The organism is Rhizobium aethiopicum (assembly GCF_014197535.1).
In the GTDB taxonomy this organism is placed as follows: Bacteria; Pseudomonadota; Alphaproteobacteria; order Rhizobiales; family Rhizobiaceae; genus Rhizobium; species Rhizobium aethiopicum_A.
Map to the genome: position 1 here is coordinate 70875 of NZ_JACIFV010000010.1, position 19564 is coordinate 90438.

The 19564-nt window shown below is 57.2% G+C and carries 11 protein-coding genes; all 11 read right to left on the minus strand.

The genetic code is table 11. The features are described from left to right. Nucleotides 1–43: 43 nt before the first annotated feature. The 11 genes from GGD53_RS15755 to GGD53_RS15805 are packed head-to-tail and all read right to left on the minus strand — an operon-like array spanning nt 44 to nt 19564. Nucleotides 44–1489, minus strand: a complete 1446-nt coding sequence (locus GGD53_RS15755) for a phosphomannomutase (protein WP_184457491.1) — start codon at nt 1487–1489, stop codon at nt 44–46. Nucleotides 1490–1522: 33 nt separating this feature from the next. Then, the gene (locus tag GGD53_RS15760; RefSeq protein ID WP_184457493.1) at nt 1523–2632 is read right to left on the minus strand and encodes an alginate lyase family protein; all 1110 of its coding nucleotides are present in this window, start codon (nt 2630–2632) and stop codon (nt 1523–1525) included. A gap of 58 nt (nt 2633–2690) precedes the next feature. Next, nucleotides 2691–5543, minus strand: a complete 2853-nt coding sequence (locus tag GGD53_RS15765; protein ID WP_184457495.1) for a tetratricopeptide repeat protein — start codon at nt 5541–5543, stop codon at nt 2691–2693. 39 nt (nt 5544–5582) lie between these two features. Then, nucleotides 5583–6245, minus strand: a complete 663-nt coding sequence (locus GGD53_RS15770) for an alginate O-acetyltransferase AlgF (protein WP_184457497.1) — start codon at nt 6243–6245, stop codon at nt 5583–5585. 16 nt (nt 6246–6261) lie between these two features. After that, a complete protein-coding gene (locus tag GGD53_RS15775; RefSeq protein WP_184457498.1) occupies nt 6262–7680 on the minus strand; it encodes an alginate O-acetyltransferase AlgX-related protein in 1419 nt (472 codons plus the stop codon). Further along, nucleotides 7677–10688: a tetratricopeptide repeat protein gene (locus tag GGD53_RS15780; RefSeq protein ID WP_184457499.1), complete on the minus strand. Its 3012-nt coding sequence runs from the start codon at nt 10686–10688 to the stop codon at nt 7677–7679. The genes GGD53_RS15775 and GGD53_RS15780 overlap by 4 nt, the downstream gene beginning before the upstream one ends. A gap of 4 nt (nt 10689–10692) precedes the next feature. Then, nucleotides 10693–14499, minus strand: a complete 3807-nt coding sequence (locus GGD53_RS15785; protein ID WP_184457501.1) for a right-handed parallel beta-helix repeat-containing protein — start codon at nt 14497–14499, stop codon at nt 10693–10695. After that, on the minus strand, nt 14439–15434 hold the full coding sequence (locus tag GGD53_RS15790; protein WP_184457503.1) for a hypothetical protein: 996 nt from the start codon (nt 15432–15434) through the stop codon (nt 14439–14441). Before GGD53_RS15790 ends, GGD53_RS15785 begins: the two co-directional genes overlap by 61 nt. 20 nt (nt 15435–15454) lie before the next feature. Further along, nucleotides 15455–16945, minus strand: coding sequence for a mannose-1-phosphate guanylyltransferase/mannose-6-phosphate isomerase (locus tag GGD53_RS15795; protein WP_184457505.1), 1491 nt, complete (start codon nt 16943–16945; stop codon nt 15455–15457). A gap of 46 nt (nt 16946–16991) precedes the next feature. Continuing rightward, nucleotides 16992–18035 carry a PilZ domain-containing protein gene (locus tag GGD53_RS15800; RefSeq protein WP_184457507.1) on the minus strand — a complete coding sequence of 348 codons (1044 nt, stop codon included), beginning with the start codon at nt 18033–18035 and terminating at the stop codon, nt 16992–16994. Beyond that, nucleotides 18035–19564, minus strand: a complete 1530-nt coding sequence (locus tag GGD53_RS15805) for a glycosyltransferase (protein ID WP_184457509.1) — start codon at nt 19562–19564, stop codon at nt 18035–18037. The genes GGD53_RS15800 and GGD53_RS15805 overlap by 1 nt, the downstream gene beginning before the upstream one ends.

The window sequence follows — 19564 nt, forward strand, 5'->3', positions numbered from 1 at the left end:
CGATCATGCGTCGGCAGATCCAAACCCACTGCCAGGACCGGCGTCAGGCCGTTCCTATCCCCTCATTCAATACTGATCGAGCGGTGCCGAAGTTGCGTAACAATTCCAGGCCGACATCCAAAACATGCGCCGTCTCCTCGGCGCTCCCCGCCTCGACATAACAACGCATCTCAGGTGCATTGCCGGACGGCCTGAAATGGACCACTCTGCCATTGGTCAGAGTCACCCGCAGTCCATCGAGTTCGCTTACCCTGCAAACCTGCCCTAGCGGAGCAGTAAACTGCTCGAGATTGGCGCTGTCGGCACGCAGCCAGGCCATCAATGCGGCAGCCCGCTCTGTCGCAAAATTCTCCAACCGGTCGGCAGCTGCGAATGGAAGACCGAGCCCTAGTTTCAACTCCGACAGAGCCTGACGATTAGCCGCTGCAGTAGCAAGCACCGCCAGAATGGGGAGGAATGAGTCCCGCGTTGGCAATGGGTCTATTGCCCCTGACGCAACTGGAAAGGAGGAGCCCGTCAGGGTACCGCCGTTAGCTTCGAAACCAACGACGCCTTGATGCGTCTTCAGCACTTCTTGCATCCCGGCAATCACGAAGGGAGAACCCACCTTGGTGCGCATGACATGCCTGCCGAGCGCCTCTATGCCGGAGTTGGAGGTGATTGGCGTGACAATGGCATCAGCGCCGAGAAAGCGGGCAGTGATCAGTCCGCAAATGTCTCCGTTGATCGGCGTGCCGGTTTCGTCGGCAATCAGAGGCCGATCACCATCACCATCGGCCGACACGATTGCATCGAGCCGGAGTTCCGCGGCCCATTTTTGCAAGGTCGCGACGGTTTGGGCAGAGACAGCTTCAGTATCGACCGGAATAAAAACTTCGGATCGGCCGAGGACAAACACATCAGCCCCATAATAACTCAGTATCTCGTTCAGCATGTCTCGCGCAACCGTCGAATGCTGATATACACCGACGCGCATACCGGAAAGGGCGTGTTCCGGCAGCAAGGTTTTGTTGCGATTCATGAATAGCAACGCGGCATTCGCCGCTTCGTCGATTTCCATAGCCGGAGCGACGCGCTCCAGATCCACCAACTCCTGGGCGATTGCGGAAATTTCCTGCTCGTGAGTTTTTCCAATTTCACCATCTGGAAGGTAGAATTTGATACCATTCCGATCGGCCGGAATGTGCGAGCCGGTAATCATCATTGATGCAGCGCCCGTGCGGATCCCGTAGAAAGCAAGCGCAGGCGTAGGCAGATTGCCGCAATCGACCGGCTGCAGGCCGACTGCGCCAATCGCCGATTTGACGTTTGCGGCGATCGCAGGACTGGAATCCCGGAAATCATAGCCGACGAGAACGCGATCGCCGATTTTTGCAATGCGGTTTCGCAGCAGAGAGGTTGCGAATGCTGCCGAATAGATCAAGGACGGCTTTCCCTTCAGATCCACCGCCAGACCGCGCAAACCACTTGTACCAAATTTCAGGCTCAAAGCGGCCTCCTTGAATTAAAAACTGGATAAATATCAATCTCGTTCGGATACGTTGTAGAGAACGCTGATGCGGCCTCCGAAATTCGAAGAGAACAACGCTCCGTCAAAAAGCTTGCCGTAAAGTTTTCTGTCCTCTGGATAGTAATGCAGGTAGGCATCCAGCCAAGCGATGCGATCAGGACGGATTAGCCCATTCTTATCGCGTGGCAGCTTGACCTGTGGTTCTCCCGCCAGCGTTTCGATCCTCGAGGGATCGTTGATCGAATCCAAGGCGAAGTGCGCCAGCCTCTTCAAACCATTGTCGCATTCCGACAAAGCATCGTATCCATTAGCCTGTAAAAGGGACGCCATCATCACCAGAGGTCCGGTAGCATGGAGATGATAGTCTCGCGCCTTCTTCTTGCGCATAAGTTCGAGAGGTAGGGCACCGTCGGCCGTCACCTGGCAAACGCCAAGCTTATAGCTCTCGAAACCGAAATCCAGATAGTCCTTTCGCCCGATCGCAACTCCCACCGCGGTGACGGCCAGCCCGCCCCAATAGCGATGATTCTGTTTGTTGGAGGTACGATCACCAGATTCCGTGTAGATCGGAATCGTCCGGTCGGCGAGACCGCTCAGCCATTTCTCAATGGTACCGGTATCGAACTTGAGCAGTGCCGCAGCAGGACGGACTTGAATATAGGCCAAGGCGGCACCGGCCAGAATTCGTGTCGTGCTCAGATAGCTTTGGCGCGTCTTTAGATCCGAAAGCGCATCGGCACGAGCCCAGAGGTCCAGCGCTTTCAAGGCGCAACTTGCGGCGTCCAACCGGTTGCCATCTGTCCCTGTATAGTTACTCGCTTGTCTCGTAACGAAGGCGGCGAACTGGCGGGTCTGCGCGACAGCTTTGTCGTAGCGATCCTTATGCTGCGGATCGATTGTCGAGTGGCTATCGTCGTCATCCTCGTAAATGCTGGACAAATTGAGCGACACCACCGGTGCTGGAGGGTTGTCCGCGCAATTTTCCTTACCATTATTTTTCGTAACATGCCTTGCCAGCTCGAAAGGCACCGTCAATGTAGCGGCCTGAATGGGCTGCACTGTGCCCACCAAGATAAGGGCGCCTGCCATGAGGCTGAATCTCGAAAGCTTGACCAATGCCATTTACTCGCTTGTTTCGTTGCACAGACAGCCCCAGCCGGTATGACCGGGGCTGCTTTCATCACTGTCCTGCAGACATCGACCTGTATTTGCCGTCCCAATAGACAGCTTTTTCGGGATCGGGATTTAGGCCGGCAACGCCGACCTTGTAAGCGATCGCCAATTCGCGGGCGGCCTTGGAATTCCCGGCTTCCGCCGATTTCGTCAGCCATTCGAATGCCGTTGATGTATCTTTTGTAATGCCGCTGCCAAAGAAGTAAGCTTGGTAAAGGCGATACATCGCATTCGGCTCTCCGCCCTTAGCCGAGGTCGTCAACCAACGGATAATAGCTGCATCATCCCGCTTCCCCAGTTTGCCGTCGATATTGAGGCGCGCGATCTTCAGCAGGTACTTGCCAGGCGCACTGACATCCGGTCCCAGGAAGATCAGAAGCTCGTTTACTTCGCTCGGTATCGACGCGATGCGTTCATCCGCGATCTCGCTGATCAATTTGTTCGCCGCATCCTTGTCACCGGAGGCGTAGAGCTTCAGCAGTTCTTCCTTGGCTTTCTCCGGTGAGGAGTCAGTCCACATTCCCTGCAGATGGCCCTCTGCCAAGTCACGCAGCACTGAGATGCGTCCGAGATCATAGGAGCGCAGAAAGAAGTCTTCTGCCTTGGCTCGATTGTCCACGCCGTCCACGCCGTCGCGGAATGCTGCGCCGACCGCATAGAGGTCGTCCGCGTCCTGATCTGACATACTCTCGGCCAAAGAGAGCCAGTAGCGCGCCAAGTTCTTGGCCTGAGGATCAGGCAGGGTCGAGTAGACGCGAGCCAGATTGACGATAGCATCGACCGTGCAAGCTTCGCCTGCAGCGCTGATTTTCGCCAGGCTCTGCAGAGCGTTGGGATCGCCGGGATCAACAAGCGAGATTTTCGCTTTGAAATCGCCAGCATCGGCCGCCTTTTGCAGCCACGCACGCCCGGATGTGGAGTCCTGTGACAAGTCCGCCAAAAGGATCTTGCCGTATTCCCGCATTCCCCGGGGATCGCCCAAGTCAGCGAGTTTCTTGTAAATGTCATTTAGCGCAGCTGGCGTCGCCTGCCCGGCTCGCTGCAGGAGCTGTGCTTTCAGCATCAGCGCATCCCGATCACCTGTGCTGATCAGCGGATCGAGAGCGGCGATCTGCACGAGTTTGTCGTTAAGCTTGGTCGCAACGTCGAACCGATTACCGATGATCGACAACTGCGCCAAGCGCTGCTGTTCCTTGTCCTGCAGCGACGAGACGAAGTGGAGCAGGCGTTGAGTTGCTTCCGGGTTCCGCTCAAAGCTGTTGGTACCGGTCTCCCATCGGGCAACAACATAGCCGATTGCATCGGGACTGCCCTTGAAGGCCGCCTGTTGCAGGTAAACACGTCCCTTGGCGCGCTCGGCTTCTTCGGCCTTGGTCATCATGTTCAGGCCTGTTACGTAGATCGAATATACTGACCCGAAGATCGCAGCCTTATGGCGCCAATCGTTTGCCAGCTCCACTGAGATCGGCGCGCCCTGTCCGCAGGCGAACATGCCGGCGAGTTTCGCCGCGCCGTCAGAATTTCCAGCCATTGCCGCGTCGCTGAAGAACTGCATGGCTTCGTTCAGGTAGTTGGGATCCTTCCTACCCATTGCCAGATAGATCTTGCCGATCTCATCGCTGGCATCAGAGGAGCCCGCTGCGGCCGCAGCCTGCAGGATCTTCACTGCTTTCTCAATGTCGTCCTTTGAAGCATCGCTACCAGCAAGAAATTCGCCATATCGCAAAGGCACATCTTCTGAACGGTCAGGGGCCTCCATGGCGCGGTCAAAATAGGGTTTCGCCTTCGCTTCGTCGCGGCCACCGCCGAATTCACCCGAATAGATTCGAGCCAACCACTCGTCTGCCGGGCGAAGCCCGGCCTCGCTGGCGGCGGTTAGGTACTTTACGGCCAACTTGAAGTCCTGCGGCACCGAGATCCCGGTCGCGTAGGCTTTGCCAAGGCTGAACTGAGCCGACGACATTCCCCCCTCGGCGGCCTGCTTGAGATAGCTTATGGACTTCTGAATATCGATCTGGTCGATCTGGTTTGAGCGGTAAAGTTCCGCTAGGTTCTGCGCCGTTCTCGGATCGCCGGTTTTAGCGAAGGCTTCCAGCCACTTCAGCGCAGTGTTCACCTCCTTGCTGACAAGATTGCCACGCAGATAGAGAAAACCGATCTGACTAAGGGCCGAGCAATCGCCCTGCTTAACCTGGGACACGAGTCCAAGCAGAGCGTTGGTCACTGCACTCTTCTTCTGATCGTCCGGAGCCTGCGGGTCGAGGGTGATGATGCGGGCATATTCGATCATCCCCTGGGGGTCGGATGCTAGCGCCGATTTTTCTAAGTAGAAGCGCGACTTGGTCAGATCACGCATCTCACTCGGACCTTCGTCACCATAGAACTGGCCGAGCACGAAAGCAGCGCGAGTGTTGCCGGAACCATAGGCGTCGAGCAGATAGGATTCCGCCTCCCGAAGTTCGTCAACCGTCGAGCCGTTCTCCATCAGTGCACGCGCGAGCGGAATGATAAAGATGTCACGTTTGGTCGGATATTTCTTCAGGCCAGCGCGCAAGAGTTCTTCAGCCACAGCAGGTGACTTTTGTACCCGTTCGCTGCCCCGACCATACTCAAAGGCAAGAGCGATGACATCCTGCGCCGACAGATTGACGTCGCCGATCGGGCTCTTCGTCCAGTCCCGATCGAGTTTCACGCGCTTTATCTGATCTGTTACGGGCTTGCATACAGCCTTGTAATCGAGATTCGGGGGGTCGAGCGGGATTACCGGATTGTCGGCCCGCACTGCCGTTGCAAACCCGACCGAAGCGGCGGCGACCGCGACGGCAGCGACTAAATTCTGATGAAAATGAAATTTGCGCACTCTACTCGTCCCCACTCTCGTGCCCCATGTATTGCGAAATTATCGGTCGATACCCGTCGCTGCCAGGAAACCGACCGGGCCGTTCGCCGTTTCCACGACGACGACGTTCTGTCGATCCTTGGCGGTCAGAGAAACCTTCCCTATCTCGGTGACCTTCCTGTTTCCCTCAGAGACTTCCAGGCCGATGTCGATGACCGGCAATTCCTTGGATGCCATGGCCGCCGGAGCGATATCCTTGAACAGCACCTTGCTGTCGCCGTTGAGGCGTAGCGCAAGGTCGGCCGGCTTTGTTGAGAAATTGTAGAAGGTTAAAGCTGACTTGGAGGGATTTTCGACCTCCTTGTCGGGAATAACTACGATACCATTTTGTCCGACGCCGTCGGCACCGACCGCCACGGTGTAGAATTTGCCGGGTTCGAGCTTGGCGTCGGTCGAACTCGCATCGTCGGAAATTTTATAGGAGCCGTTGCCGATCAGACGGTAATTCGACAATGCGACGGGATCGACGTCGAACTTCTGTCCAGAGAAATCGAGGTTCACTCCGTTCTTCAACTTCACATTGAGGAAGCGAACGAGGCTTTTGTCGGCCGGGATAGGCGCATCGTAGAGGCCGGCGTCATTTGCCAGCACATGCGTCGAGAAGGTGCCCACCGAGGCTCCCAAGACGAGTGCAATACGGATTGCTTGGATTTTACATTTCATGATCTCATCCCATTCTTCAATTTGACGTTGCCGCACTTTGGAAAATGCGTTCCGGATAACGGCACAGCTTCACCGAACCCGCCGATTTTGCCGGTCCCTCAATCTTGAGGCGAACATGGACGGGCGCATTCCGCGTCCCTCCGGGGAGCGCCTGATAAAGCCTGGCAAGTCCGCTCACGCGCGACGGGTTTTGGAAAGATACGTTCTTCGCGGGACCATTAGCGTAACTATAGCTCGACTGGAACCCAGTGAGTGCTTTGTTGGTAAATTCGTAGACCAGGTAATGATCGGATGCCTTGCCAACCAATGCAGGTAGATCAAGATCAACCGTATCTGCCTCATCAAATGCCTTCTCAGCGAGCTTCAATTTATCGTCGCAATCACCGACAATTGCAGGAACGATCGACTCGTCAACATAATCCACGCTTCGCAGAACAGACTGTAGATCCGAGTATTCCCACACCAATACTTCAGGCTTCTTGGCCAACCCATTGGCGTTCTGTGTCCAGCCGTAAATCGACTGCGTCAAACCACCACCAGCAATCGAGAAACCAGATACATCGTGCTTCAGGGCCTCCCGAAGGAAGCCGTTGAAGTTGAAATCCATCCGCTCATCCGTAAAGGACGTTCCGACGACATGGACCAGTTCTCGACCCGGCTCGTCCCCCTCAGTCAGCAGCTCATCTAAGCTATCGACGTTGCGCTTGGTCGAATAGCCGGTGACGCTTTCAGGAGGGATCTTATCTTGGCAAACTTCGTTGAGCGCTTTACCCATATTGAAGCGTATCGGAGCGACCTTGCCAGTCATCTCCGTTTTAAACTCAACGGCGTCAGTTATGTCGCCAACCACGTCACGGATCCTCTCGGCCAGAGCCTCGGCAACCACCTGTGCCCCCTCCGGCGTCCAGTGAATATCCCGCTTCAGATAGTACGCACTCCAGTCGAACTCTGGTTTGGTGTCCTTGATTTTAGTAATGTCGACTGCATCAATCCCGGCGCCCCGCAAAGACTGAACCATCGCTCGGAACTGCTCGGCGGAGAACGCCGGATCGTAGAACATGTCGGAAAATATGCCCCCATTGGGGATAAACTGCGCGCCGGCAACACCACGTGGCAGCATCGGAACCAAAATGAGGTGAATGCCTCGATAGCGCAGGGCGTCGTTTACATCTTTGAACGCATCCAGCGTTTCCGCTGACAGCTCATACATGTTCTCCATGTCCCCTTCGCGGAAGAACCAGCCGCCATAACCCTGATACACTTTTACAGCTATCGAGGTCTGGGGAGACTTTTCCTCGAGCTCCTCACACTTGTAGAGTATTTCACCAGCCGACACGGAAGTTACAGAAGAAAGAGCGCAGGTAAGAGCTGCCATGCCGAATATGGAAAAAATGCTCAATAAACGAACTGTGCTGAAGAAGTTGGCTTGCATCATTTCGAAATTCCTGCGCGGGCTTCTTTGACAAAGGAGTTTTTCAGCCGCCGCGCGAATTGGCTGCCCAATTCCTCGGCGTGATCGAGCAGGGCGAAGATTTCATCCTTGTTGGCGTCCTTATCGCGGTCGTAGAGAAGAACGGCCTTGCGCAGGATCATGTCCGGAACCTCCGCCGCAACGAGCGCATTGAGCCAACGTTCGGCCTCGGGGTTCTGGTTGGTCGGGTTCTTGATGAAGGAGTAGTAGTAGAGCTGTATCATGGCGTCGGTGTTGCCGAGCGCGGCAGCCTTTTCCAGCCAGGCAACGCCCTTCTGTTCGTTCTGCACGGCACCCGCACCGGCAAGATAACTCCGGCCCATCTCCGTCATTGCGGTGACAGACCCGTTGAGCGCGGCCTTGATGTAATAGGCGAAAGCACGCGATTCATAGACGCGTGAACTCGGTCCCTTGGAATAGCTGCGCGCCAGCGCCAGGGCACTACGGTTTGATCCCATGAAGGCCAAATCCCGATAGAGCGCTTCGGCCCGATCGCGATCCATCTCGACGTCCTGGCCGAAATAATAATTTGTCGCGATGCTGTTTAGGGCTTCCTCGTTGCCGAGTTCAGCTGCCTCCTTGGTCAATTGGTCGGCTTTGGCGAAGTTCTTAGGCCTGTATTTGCCGGACAGGTACTGCCGGGCAAGGAACATGCGTAGATTGCCGTTGGTCGGCAGATGCGGCAGCGCGCTTTCGACCGTATCGATCAGATATTGGTAGCTCTCGTCGCCGACCGCCTTGGCATTGACGTTAACGGCTACGCGTGTCAGTGGGCCGCCCTGTCCGCGTTCAGCGAGGATATTGCACCAGCCAACCACCTTGCGGAAATTTAGTGCTTGGCTCGATGGCCATTTCTGGCGGATTTTGAACGCAGCGGTGATCGCATTGACATCGCGCCGATCGGCAAGTTGTGCCAGCCGTATCAAAACAGGTTCGGCAAAATCCGCGCTGAGGCCGTCCTCTAGCGACAATTTCTGGATGAAGCCAAGTAGAGTGGCATCGTCACCATTGAAGGACACGACGACATCTTTCATTTGTCGGTGCGCTTCCGCCGCGTCTAGTTTGCCATTTGCAAGCCCTACTTGAGCCAGGAGAAAGCGGCCCGTCGGCAACTCCATCATTTCCGGCGTGTTCAGCAGCGCCTCGGCCTCGCTGAACTGCTTGAGCGCAAAATCGATCTTTGCTAACTGCACCTTGCTTTCCGGCGTCAGGGTGCGCGGATCGAAGCTTGCGTAGACGTCGGCAAGACGCTTGAGCTTGTCGGGACTTCCAGTCGAAAGCGCGAGTTCGGCAGCTTCTGGTCCGGCGGTGAAATAGCCTTCCGACAGGGCATTCAGAAGCAGAGTGAATCCAACCTCCAGATTTGCTTCGAGTTGCGGGGCCCCCTTTGCCAGCAGTACGCCATATTCCTTCATCGCCCAGAGGTTGTGCTGATCCGCCAATGTACGGACTTCGGCATAATAGGGCGAGTAGTTGAGCGTGACTTCGAGATCTTGGCGGACCAGCTTGGCTAGTGCCTCGCGCAGTTTCAGCTGCATTTCGGACGAATCCGCATACTGCTGCTTCAATTCTTCGTAAATCGCTCGAGCCCGGGTCGGCTCTTCCTTGACCAAGCGCCCCTCGCGAAAAATATCGCCGAGGATGAAACCTATCGAAAGGTCACCCGCGTTATAGGCGCTCGATAGCTCGCCGACGAGCTGCTCCGGCGGGATCGGCATGTCTGCCTGCGTCGCATAGTAACCGGCCTTCTCGGCGCTGACGATTATGCGAGCCAGACGACCGATGACTGACGAATTCCCCCCCTTCCAGATCTCCAGATAAATCGGTAGGGCGTATTTTGCGATCAGGCTGTCCGACAGGTTGATACGGGCGAAGCGGTCGGCAACTATAAGACGCTCCTGTCCTGCCTCCGCGGCACCTTCCAGCATTTTATCCATGGCAGCAGTGGCGCGAACCAAATCCCTTTTGACATAGATGCCCTGGTAATAAAGCTTTGCGTTCAGGTAATTGGCACGGTAGCTTTTGGCCTCGTCCAGCATCGAGAGGGCCCACTTGGAATCCGTCTCATCGAATCCGTAAATGTTGTCGTCGACCAGGTCGAGCGCTATAAGCTCGGCGGCGCGGGTCGAGCCGCCGTCAACCAGCATCCATATCAGATGGCGCAGTTCCTCCTTGCCGAGAATGGAAACTAGCACATCGCGGTTCTTTTCGATGACCCCGACTGCGCTATCACGCCCGCCGGCAGCGGTCAGCTCGAGCAACGACTTGAGCACACTAGGATGTTGTTGTGCATCGAAGGAGGTTGCATAGCGCCCGGCAAGGCGGATAACCGCACTGTCATCGTCGAGTGCTGACAGGTTGGCCATCAGCATCATCTGGCTGCGCAGTGTATCGACTTCGTTGGAATTCTCACGTTTGAGCGACAGAAGTAGCTCGAATGCCGCATCAAGCGAGCCATTTGACATCTTATCGCGCAAAGCCGCCTCGGTGTCAGTCGACAGATCCTGCGTCGGTGCTTCGACGTCGGCCGGGGCTTGGTTAACTGGTTTAGCAGGTTGGAGTTTGGCGCGCAGAGCCTCTGCTTCAGCTTCGTTTGCAGCGCCGCCCCTGCGCATCAGCAATTCGCCGAGCTCCGCCGTCACCTTGGCATTGAGCTTGGCATCGCGACGGTCAGTCAGCAGGCTGCGGTAGACGGCAATGGCCGCGTCGATGTCGGCAACCCGCAAGGGATTGTGATCGCTGGTTATTCTACCCCGCGCCAGCAGTCGAGCGTAGTCCAGGAGCTCGCTCGCCTCCTTGGAAGCCCTATAGTCCGCGAGTGCCTTCTGCTCGGACTGATAGGCCTTCTTCGTCTCGGCCGCCAACTGTCGCGGCATTTCGGACGCCCTCAAAGCTGGCGCCAGCGCAAGGATCACCACCGTAGTCGTCAATGCGCCGACCAGGAGGCGGGACTTTCTCGTTGCGAGATTCATCCTCTCACTCCCCTTGTTGCGCATTGAACGCGGCCGACTGCGGCGAGCCAGCGGCGTCGATACAATAATTGGCCGAGGCCTCATCCGAGCGGAATTCAGGTTGCCGGGATTGCGACATGATGATGCCATTCTCTGCAAGCGCGCACTGCTTTTTCACCGGCAGGCGCGGCACGCAAACCGATCGGACCAGTACCCCCGTCTTCATGTTGCGCGTAACGACGTCGAGCCCGAGCGGTTTTAGATCACCCGAAACGTACCGAGGCAGTTGGTCGATAAACTTGTTGCCGTAGAACATCGCCTCGGACGCACCGCGGGTCATCAGACCGGCTCGATTATGCTCGAGCAGGTTATCTCGGGCAGCCACCGTTGCGACAGGATAGTAGGGATCCTCGGCGAAGTCGCGAAACTCGCTTTGCTCTGCTGCCTGCAGGTTGTCGATATAGGCTTCGATACCGGCCGCCTTGTTGTGACGGATCTGGTTGCCCTCCACGTGGACATCCCAGGAATTGCGTACCTTCACGCCAGATCGACCATTGCCGTAAAACACGTTGCTGTCGATAAGAGCGCAAGGACTTTCCATTGCGGAGAACCCATCACCTTCGTTGCGGCTCGCATCGTTCGCATAGACGATCGTACCGTAGCTCTGTCGGTCAAGCATGATACCTGTACCGTGGTTCTCGAACGACAGGTTACCGAGGATGAAGCTGTCGTCGACCTCGCGCGAAATGATGATGCCATGCTTCTTCTGCGTTCCGTAGGCTGTATTGTAGGCCATCATCAGGTTCTTCGATCGGTCGTGCGGGTCGAGACCATAGATCACACCGTTGACCAGCTCGTTGCCGACGAAGACGATGTCTTTCGCCTCGAATGCGTAGAAACCGTAATAAAGGTTCTCGAATGAGTTATTGATGAAATAGCCTGTTGGTGGGGCCGCCTGCACCTTGCGAGCGACTGTGTCGGTCGAACCGGAAGACAGCGACATCCCGTAAGTGCGGCCGCCGGCATAGCCCAACGCTACGAAGCGGGAATTCGCGGCAAGAGTCTCGCTGCCGCTCCAACTCAGGATGAAGGGGCGGAAGAAGATGCCCTTCTCGTGATCGAAGACGAAACTCGGTTGACCCGTCGTCTGATCTACCGACGAGACGGTCACGCCATCGAAATAGATCTTGCCGCTGTTGACGATGAAGGCGCCGGCCTTGGTATTGAGCTTCAGCGATTTGATTTCTTGTCCACTGACGATCAGCGCGGCACCGTCATTGACGGCAAGAGGTACGTTCAGGGTAACGTCATTGCCATCCAGCGAGATGGCGTCCGGATCGCTCGCCCGCACCTGGGCGATGAGCTCGCTCATGGTCAGCACCCCCCGCGTAACGAAGATGATGCGCGGAACGGTCGACTCAGAATTGAGGTAGAGATATTCGCGAACACCGAGATTGATGATCTCGTCGAAATGTTCGGACGAGAAGCGGATCAGGCGGGTCGCACGTGTCTCGCCGCGCTTGGAAATGTCCGCAAGCGCTTCATTAACCTCCCGCAGCGGCGGCACAGGAATCTTCGAGTTGACTGACTCGGGTCCGAGCAACAGATTTGGCATGAAAGGCCGGGCGGCCAGCGGTAGGCTGTTTTCTTTTGACGAGGAGACGGCGATGCGGCCGTCGCTGATGGTCGGCGTGCCACCGAGGTCGAACATATTGGGTGCCGATTTTGATGGAGCGGTGGCGCTGTTCAGCCAGCCCTTGTTGTCAAGCACGCCCGCGCGGGCCTCGGCTAAGCGGCGGAATTCGCCGACGCGGGCTTTATAATCAGAGACTTTCTTTAGAGTGGCGGTCGCCAAGTCGACATTGCCGAAGATGGCCTCCGCTTCGTCGACTGCAGCCTTTTCGGGCACGGCTGCTAGCGGAGCCATGGACTGGCCGCTCGCGGCCAGATAACGCGCGTAGCGTGCTAATGCTTCGCCCCGCAGCTTGGCGGGCTCCGCCACCTGGCCTATGGATGCGGCAAGGAGCGTCTGCCCCTCGCCAGAGGTCAAGGGAAGCAGGTCTCCGATAGCGGCGATGAAGTCGCTGGTTCCGGCGCCGCCGAAGCCAGCAAAGCCTGTCACGCCGAGTGCAACCGCCTGCCTGAGATCGGTGTCGGCTCCACTGCGTACGAAATTAGCCAGTAGTTCTCGACGGCCGGCATATTGCCATAGCCGCGCGGAGACTTGCGAGAGTAAGACAATATCGTTGCCGCTCGAGGAGTCGAGCTCTGCGAGCGACGCCGCATCCGGCATCTCACCGTTGATCAGGCCTGCGGCCACCTGCAAAGCCTTAGTCGCCGACGGATCTATTGCAATCGTCACCGCGCCGATGGGCTGGTCGACGGGAAGGGAAAAGACATTCCGGATAGCGGCTCGCAATGCCGTAACCTGCGAGATCTTCGCGGCCCCCGGTATCTCCTCTCCCCGCGCAAGGATGAAAGCGGGGTCACGAAGAATTTCGATGTCACGGAACAGCGCCACGACCTGCCCGTCGCTCAGTTGCACCTGTTTCGATTTGGCGGCTACAGCCACGGGCTCTACCAATGCCTTCACATAGTTGGCGTAACCCGCTGCGGAGAAGCTGTGAATAAGGGCAAGATAGGCGTCAACAGCAACGGCTGGCGGGAGCGCAAGATTGACTGCCCTATCATAGCCCACCAGCGGTCGCTCTTCTCGGATGTCTGCCATGACCGCGTCCGAGACCAGCCGGTTGCGAGCGACCTCGTCCTTTTCAGCCAAGATCAGTAGCTCGAAGGCGCGCGTGTCGAGGTTCCGTCTCGCTTGTTCGCGAAGCACCCCGATATCGTTTTCAGGTTTGCGGCCGTGCGCGAGTTCGACGCTATTGGCCCACGCGGCCAGAACGAGATCTCCAGAATCGGTAGCGGTATCCCTGGCTTGACGAATGAAGTCGATGTCAATCTGATCGAACACCAGTTGAGCGAGTTCCACCTTCTCCGCCCGCGGCGACATCCGCAACAGATCGGTCAGCACCCGTAAGACAGCCGCATTGCCGACCGCTCCGGCATTCGCGCTCGCGAGCTTCATCAGCTCCTGCCGGTCCATTGCCGAGCTCAGGCCATCGAAATAGAGCGGCAGGAAATCGACATAGATGTCCAGGGCAAGTTCGTTCAGATTTGACTGAGCCAACCGCTTGGCAAGATCGAGACTGAGCTTCGCCACCTCGATCCCGGACATGTAGTCGAGGATGAGCGTGTAGCGTACCTTGAACCAATCCGGGTCCGTCGACGACAATTGGTCGGAGCTGGCAATGAGAGTCTTAAGTGCGCTGATGCCGGCATCGCGTGCCGACAGTCCCTGGGCGTTCATCTGCTTGTGTAGCTCGGCGGCTGCAACGGACAGGTGGCTGCGCACGTCGACGCCGGCGATCTTTGTCGCATGGTCGAGGCTCTCGATACGAGCAACTTCCCTGAAGATCTCGAAGTAAGCATCAAAACTGCGAGACGTCTTCTCGTCGCGAAGGGCCTGCCAGCGCGTGAGCGCGAGCTGTGCTCCGTATTTCAGGGTATCTTCGGTAAGGTCGCGCTCTGCCGGCGCGAGCTCGTCCATGTGCAAGCTTTGCTCACCGGTCGTCAATTCCTGCGCATGGGCGGCATGAAAATTCAAGTCCGTTGGTGCACTCGCGAAGAGCACAGCCATAGCTGTAAGGCCGACCATGCCCTTGACCACGGCAGCAGTAATCAGTGTCAAAGATGTGCGCATGCCGTTGATCCCTATGACAGCAGTGAGGAGACGGACTTCAGCCACCGCGGCGATATCACCGGAGACGTCCATACCGCCCGTCGGAACTTGACTATCACCGGCTCATCGACCGGGACGCTCAAGCCGTCTGGGATTCCAAGGTTGATTTCTGCAAGGGGCTTGCCATCCTCGTCGGTCAAGACCCTGGTGCTGTTGACGTAGTCTCGGGCATCGATCGGAACCGAAACGACCCGTCCAGATTGCGGAAACTCGATTCGGGCTTCTGCTGCGTTTAGGGCAGTGACCGCATCGCTCAGCTTGACAAAGGCCGCCACATAGGGCCTTGCATCCTTGTCCGAGAGACGCACGACTGGCGTACCTTTGCGCACGTAGTCCTGTGGCGAGACGGCCTGAGCACTGATTTCCCCTACACTGCTGGCCTCGAGAAACTTCGTGAAATCCCGCGATGTCTTGAGTGCGGCGAAGAATTCCCCCTTCGCCACCTTGCCACCATCCCTTACATACACGACTTGGCCAGCGGTATGGGAACCGAGCTCCTTGCCGGGCACAGCGACATAGGCCACTTGCGATACGGCGCCCATGCTGCGCTGCGAAGTCAACTGGAAGATTAGTCCTATCAGTACGAGAGAGACGATGCCAAAGCCTGCCAGCCTAGCGTATCCGGCCAAGCCTGTAGTAGCACTACGAGCATCCGGCGGAACCCTGTCGGCGAACTGATCGGCATAGGAGAAATTGCGCCCAGCATACCAACCGAGGACACTGACCAGCCTTCTATATTGCTCGCGCTCGCCTGTCAGAAGGAGGTTGATCTTGTCGCCATGCTGTTCCGCGCGAACAAGGACATCTCCCTTCCATGCCATTTCGCCTTTGGCCGTCGCGACGCGCGCTGTACCGCTATAGCCCAGCAGCTCTTGTGCCAACGGCACGATGAGACCACCGGAACTTAAACCGAGCACAGAGAACGTGCGGCCAGAAATTTCCACCGTTATATCCGCAGACGCGTTCATCTAGTTGGTATTCCTCGTGCTCAACCGACACGGACCTTCGAAGCTTCGACCTCGGCCACCTGTGGAAACCAGTCATCGATCTTCCAATTGAGGTCAGGGTCTTTGCGGACATACGTGAACTCGGACAGCCCGGAAGCGTTGCGGATCGTCACGACCTGCCCCCTGCTGAAAGAAACCGGATTGCCCGGCACGAAAGGTGTGAAGTCGCCGTCCACTCCGTACTCAGCGCGGTGATCACCGTGCAGAAACCAAGTCTCGCGCTCGGCACCGGAGACCCGGTAGGTGACTGAATTCCTACCGTGGAAGGTCACGGCGCAGACTTGGCTATCGTCGTAGGTGCGGTCAATCTTAACCGCTCCCCAGCTCTTCAGCGCACTGCGGGTGAAGCTTACCTCCGGCGCATCCATCTTCTTCAGCGAGGCAACGATGTCCTTTACCCGTTGGGCCTGAGCCTTGGGCAGGACAACGATGGCATCTTCGCTATCGATGACCATGATGTCCTCGATGTGACTGAGGACGACGCGGCGTCCGGACTGCGCGTGCACGAGACAATTTCGCGACTGCGAGACGAAACCGTCGCCACGCAGGACATTGCCGTTCTCATCCTTGTCGCTGATATCCCATAGAGCTGACAGCGACCCAATATCGGCCCAGCCGATATCGTCGCACGGCACGACCGCGACATTGGCGCTCTTTTCCAGCACCGCCGTATCGATGGGAACGTCGTTCGGGCAGCGGGCGAAATCCTCATCGGCCGGCATCAATAACGTATGACTGCCGAGGTTACGGGTGGTGCCCCGAGCGATTGAGGCCGCAACCGCTTCATAGACGGACGGAGCATGCCGCTTGAGCTCTTCCACCAGTGCCGACGCGCGAAAGAGGAAGATGCCCGCGTTCCAGAGATATCCCATCTCGACGAACTGCTTGGCTCGCTCCAAGTCCGGCTTCTCCAGGAAGCCGCCGGGCTGGTCGACTAATGCACCGACCGCCTCACCGTTCACGAAATGGGGCTCACCCGGACGGATATAGCCGAAGCCGGTTTCCGGCACCGTCGGCACGATGCCGAAAGTGACGATCTTTGAGCTCTCAGCCAGCGGTATCGCCTTTTTGACAGCGTCCAGAAAGAGCGACGGATTGTCGATCACATGGTCGGCCGGCATTGCCAGTACGAGCGCATCTTCGTCACCCTGACTGGCGGCCACTGCTACGGCCGCAAGTGCCGCGGCCGTACCACGTTGAAATGGCTCGAGAACGATTCCAGCAAATTCCTGGTCCATCTGCCGTGCCTGAGCATTGACCATCTCGATGAAAGCGCGGCTGGTCAAAAGCCAGGGCGCAGAGAATATCGGATCATTGATCCGTGCCAATGTATTCTGGAAGAGGCTGCGGTCGTCGACCAACTGCAGGAACTGCTTGGGCATATTGCTGCGTGACAACGGCCACAACCGTGTGCCGCTACCGCCGATCATGATGGCAGGCGTTATTTTCAAAGACTTTGTCGGTACGCTCATTGTCATGCCTCCGGCTTCGTCGACGGAATGGATCTCAAACTTGGCTTCAGTGCCACGGGGCCGTGTCGAACGTTGCCAGAACAGGCTGACCGACCATGGACGGGTCGAGATCGCGACCTGGCTGGACCTGAATCTCGAGCTGCGTGGCGGTATATTCTGTCACCTTGGGAATGGAGACGATGCCAACGTTGTTTGCCTCATTGCCGTCGAGGTAGCTGAGCGAGATCTGCGGCTTATCGGAAATATTCGCGAGCCGGCGGAACGGCACGCGAACCGATACATAGAGGGGCGCATCCTGGCGGACGAGAGAGAGCATCCGGCCTCCCGCGCGGCCGTAAGTCAAACTCGGATGCTCGATCGACAGCACATAGCAATCGCAGGCCGACAGTACCTCCATGGTCGACTTGCCGTCGGCAGTCGGCGAATCGAGGGTAATCGTTGCCAGACGGTCTCCTTGCTTTACCTTCTGCGGCAGGCTGGCATATTCAACCACGCCATCCCGTGGCTGATAGACCGTAACTGTCTCAGCAGCGATGCTCGCCGAAACCGCATCAAAGGTGAAAAGCCTCTTATAGACGATATTGAACAAGAAGGAGAAAGCGGCCAAACCGACGACAACGAATATCAAAAGCCCGATTATGCGGCCTGCAAGACCGTTGCCAGTCGACGACGTCGCACCGACCACCGCAGCCTTAGCATTTTCTATTTCTGCCATCTGATTTCCCAATATGTAAATTTTTGAACCGCGTTGAATGACTCGCCCGGCGAGATAGAGGTCGGCGAAATGCGCCAACGGCGCCGTCTTCTCCGCAGGGTCGAGAATTTGTAGGCCCGCGCGCTTTTCCTTAGGATTCACCCAAACGACCCGCGTGTTGAACGTCAGCTCAAGGCAGGAGCCATCGGTTTCCAGGAGCAGGGTCACGGCGAGTTGGTCGCCTGGAGCTTGCGTAAGCTCGACTTCAGCGATTCCGAGACCAGTCACTGACCAGTCGCACACCTCGACGCGCTTTTCGTCGATGAGCGCCACCAATGGCAGTTTGAAACGCGGAAACTCCCGTTCACGACGCGTTGACACGGCAACCGCTGTCATCAGAACACCCTGTTGGTGATTTTCGGCAAACGTTCCGGCACTTCGTCCGTAAAGTAGCTACCGAGATTGGCGAGAAAGACTAAAACGGACACGAAGACCAAGACGGCAACGGTATTGACCAGCCGTGAGGACCATAGCTTGAAAGCTGCGTCCATCCGGGAATCGGTTCTCTTGAAGGCGGTCTTCTGACGCGTCCACTTCTGCCGGTCGAGCCGGAAGAAAATCATTACCTTCACCGCCGAGCCGAATATCTGATTGAAGTAGAGTAGCGGGATATAGACGAGATTGATCGACGGACGTACAGTGAGGAATGTGAGCGCCAGGATATATCGCGAGACGATGACCCAAAGAATATAGAAAGCAGCCGTCCAAGGCGTGATCATCATGGTGCCCAGGAGGGCAAGCGTTACGCCGGACAAACTGGTCCACATCGACATGCGCTGATCGAGAACCGACCACCATGTAAACGCGCCGATCTTCATAGGCCCAAGATTGAGGGCGCGAGCATTGGTGCGCAACATGTTGCCGAACCATCGGGTCATCAACACGTAGGCGGAGCCGATGAAGCTTGGGCTTGGCGGCTGCTCAATGGTCTCCACCTGAACGTCTGGCACGTAGTACATATTGTAGCCGTTCTTCAGGAGCCAGAACCAGCTTGACTTGTCGTCACCGGTCAGCATGCGGATTCGGCCTAACCGCCAATGGTCGATATAGTCGTTCTGCACATGATCGATGAAACCCGGATCGCAAGCGAGCCGCGCACGGAACATTGACATGCGTCCTGTCAGTGTCAGCACGCGCCCTGCAAGGCCGTGTGAAGACATCAGAATCTGCCGCTGTGCGAAACGCATTGAATACCACTGCTTGAAGATTTCCGCACCTTCGACTGTGCACACTTCGTCCGTGGTAAGCGCGCCCAGATTCGGATTGGTCAGGAACATGCAGGCACAGCGCTCGACGAGATCGGGCGGCACGATGCTATCGCCGTCGATCACCGAGACGGTGTCGTCGCCAGAAGGATTGAGCGCTGCAATGGCGTGGAAGCCGGCAGCCAGGGCGTCGCGCTTGCCCGTCCCGGGGATGCGTACAATTTCCAATCGAAACGGCGGGGTATCGCCAAACATTACTTCGGCCAGACGACGAATGAGGCGCTCGTCACCAATTTCGACGATAGAGCAGACGATGGTTGCACCGGCTGGCGCATTGGCTGCCGCAACGAAAGCGCCGCGATAAACCTTCGTGGTGGTCGGGGCGTCTATCCTGAAGCTCGTAATCAGGAAGTAGGCATGCCCCAACCCTTGCGACTTCGACGCCGCTTCGGCCGCACGGCGCATTGCCGGAAACCGCACCAGTCGGAACCAGACGCTACGCAACAGATGGAGCAGTCCCCAAGACCATCGCCACAGCCCAATGACGCCGACGACCAATGCGGCATCACGCGCCTTTTCGTCGAACGCCTGCTGCGGCAGCAGCGCTGCACAAAGAGCCAGCAGCAGGACGAAAACGATATGCTTGAGGACCCCCACCAT

Excerpts from the sequence above, each read along its gene's own strand:
- GGD53_RS15775 (WP_184457498.1), bottom strand. The coding sequence starts at position 7,680 with ATGATGCAAGCCAACTTCTTCAGCACAGTTCGTTTATTGAGCATTTTT.
- GGD53_RS15800 (WP_184457507.1), bottom strand. The coding sequence starts at position 18,035 with ATGACAGCGGTTGCCGTGTCAACGCGTCGTGAACGGGAGTTTCCGCGT.
- GGD53_RS15805 (WP_184457509.1), bottom strand. The coding sequence starts at position 19,564 with ATGGTGGGGGTCCTCAAGCATATCGTTTTCGTCCTGCTGCTGGCTCTT.
- GGD53_RS15770 (WP_184457497.1), bottom strand. The coding sequence starts at position 6,245 with ATGAAATGTAAAATCCAAGCAATCCGTATTGCACTCGTCTTGGGAGCC.
- GGD53_RS15795 (WP_184457505.1), bottom strand. The coding sequence starts at position 16,945 with ATGAGCGTACCGACAAAGTCTTTGAAAATAACGCCTGCCATCATGATC.
- GGD53_RS15785 (WP_184457501.1), bottom strand. The coding sequence starts at position 14,499 with ATGGACGTCTCCGGTGATATCGCCGCGGTGGCTGAAGTCCGTCTCCTC.
- GGD53_RS15760 (WP_184457493.1), bottom strand. The coding sequence starts at position 2,632 with ATGGCATTGGTCAAGCTTTCGAGATTCAGCCTCATGGCAGGCGCCCTT.
- GGD53_RS15790 (WP_184457503.1), bottom strand. The coding sequence starts at position 15,434 with ATGAACGCGTCTGCGGATATAACGGTGGAAATTTCTGGCCGCACGTTC.
- GGD53_RS15780 (WP_184457499.1), bottom strand. The coding sequence starts at position 10,688 with ATGAATCTCGCAACGAGAAAGTCCCGCCTCCTGGTCGGCGCATTGACG.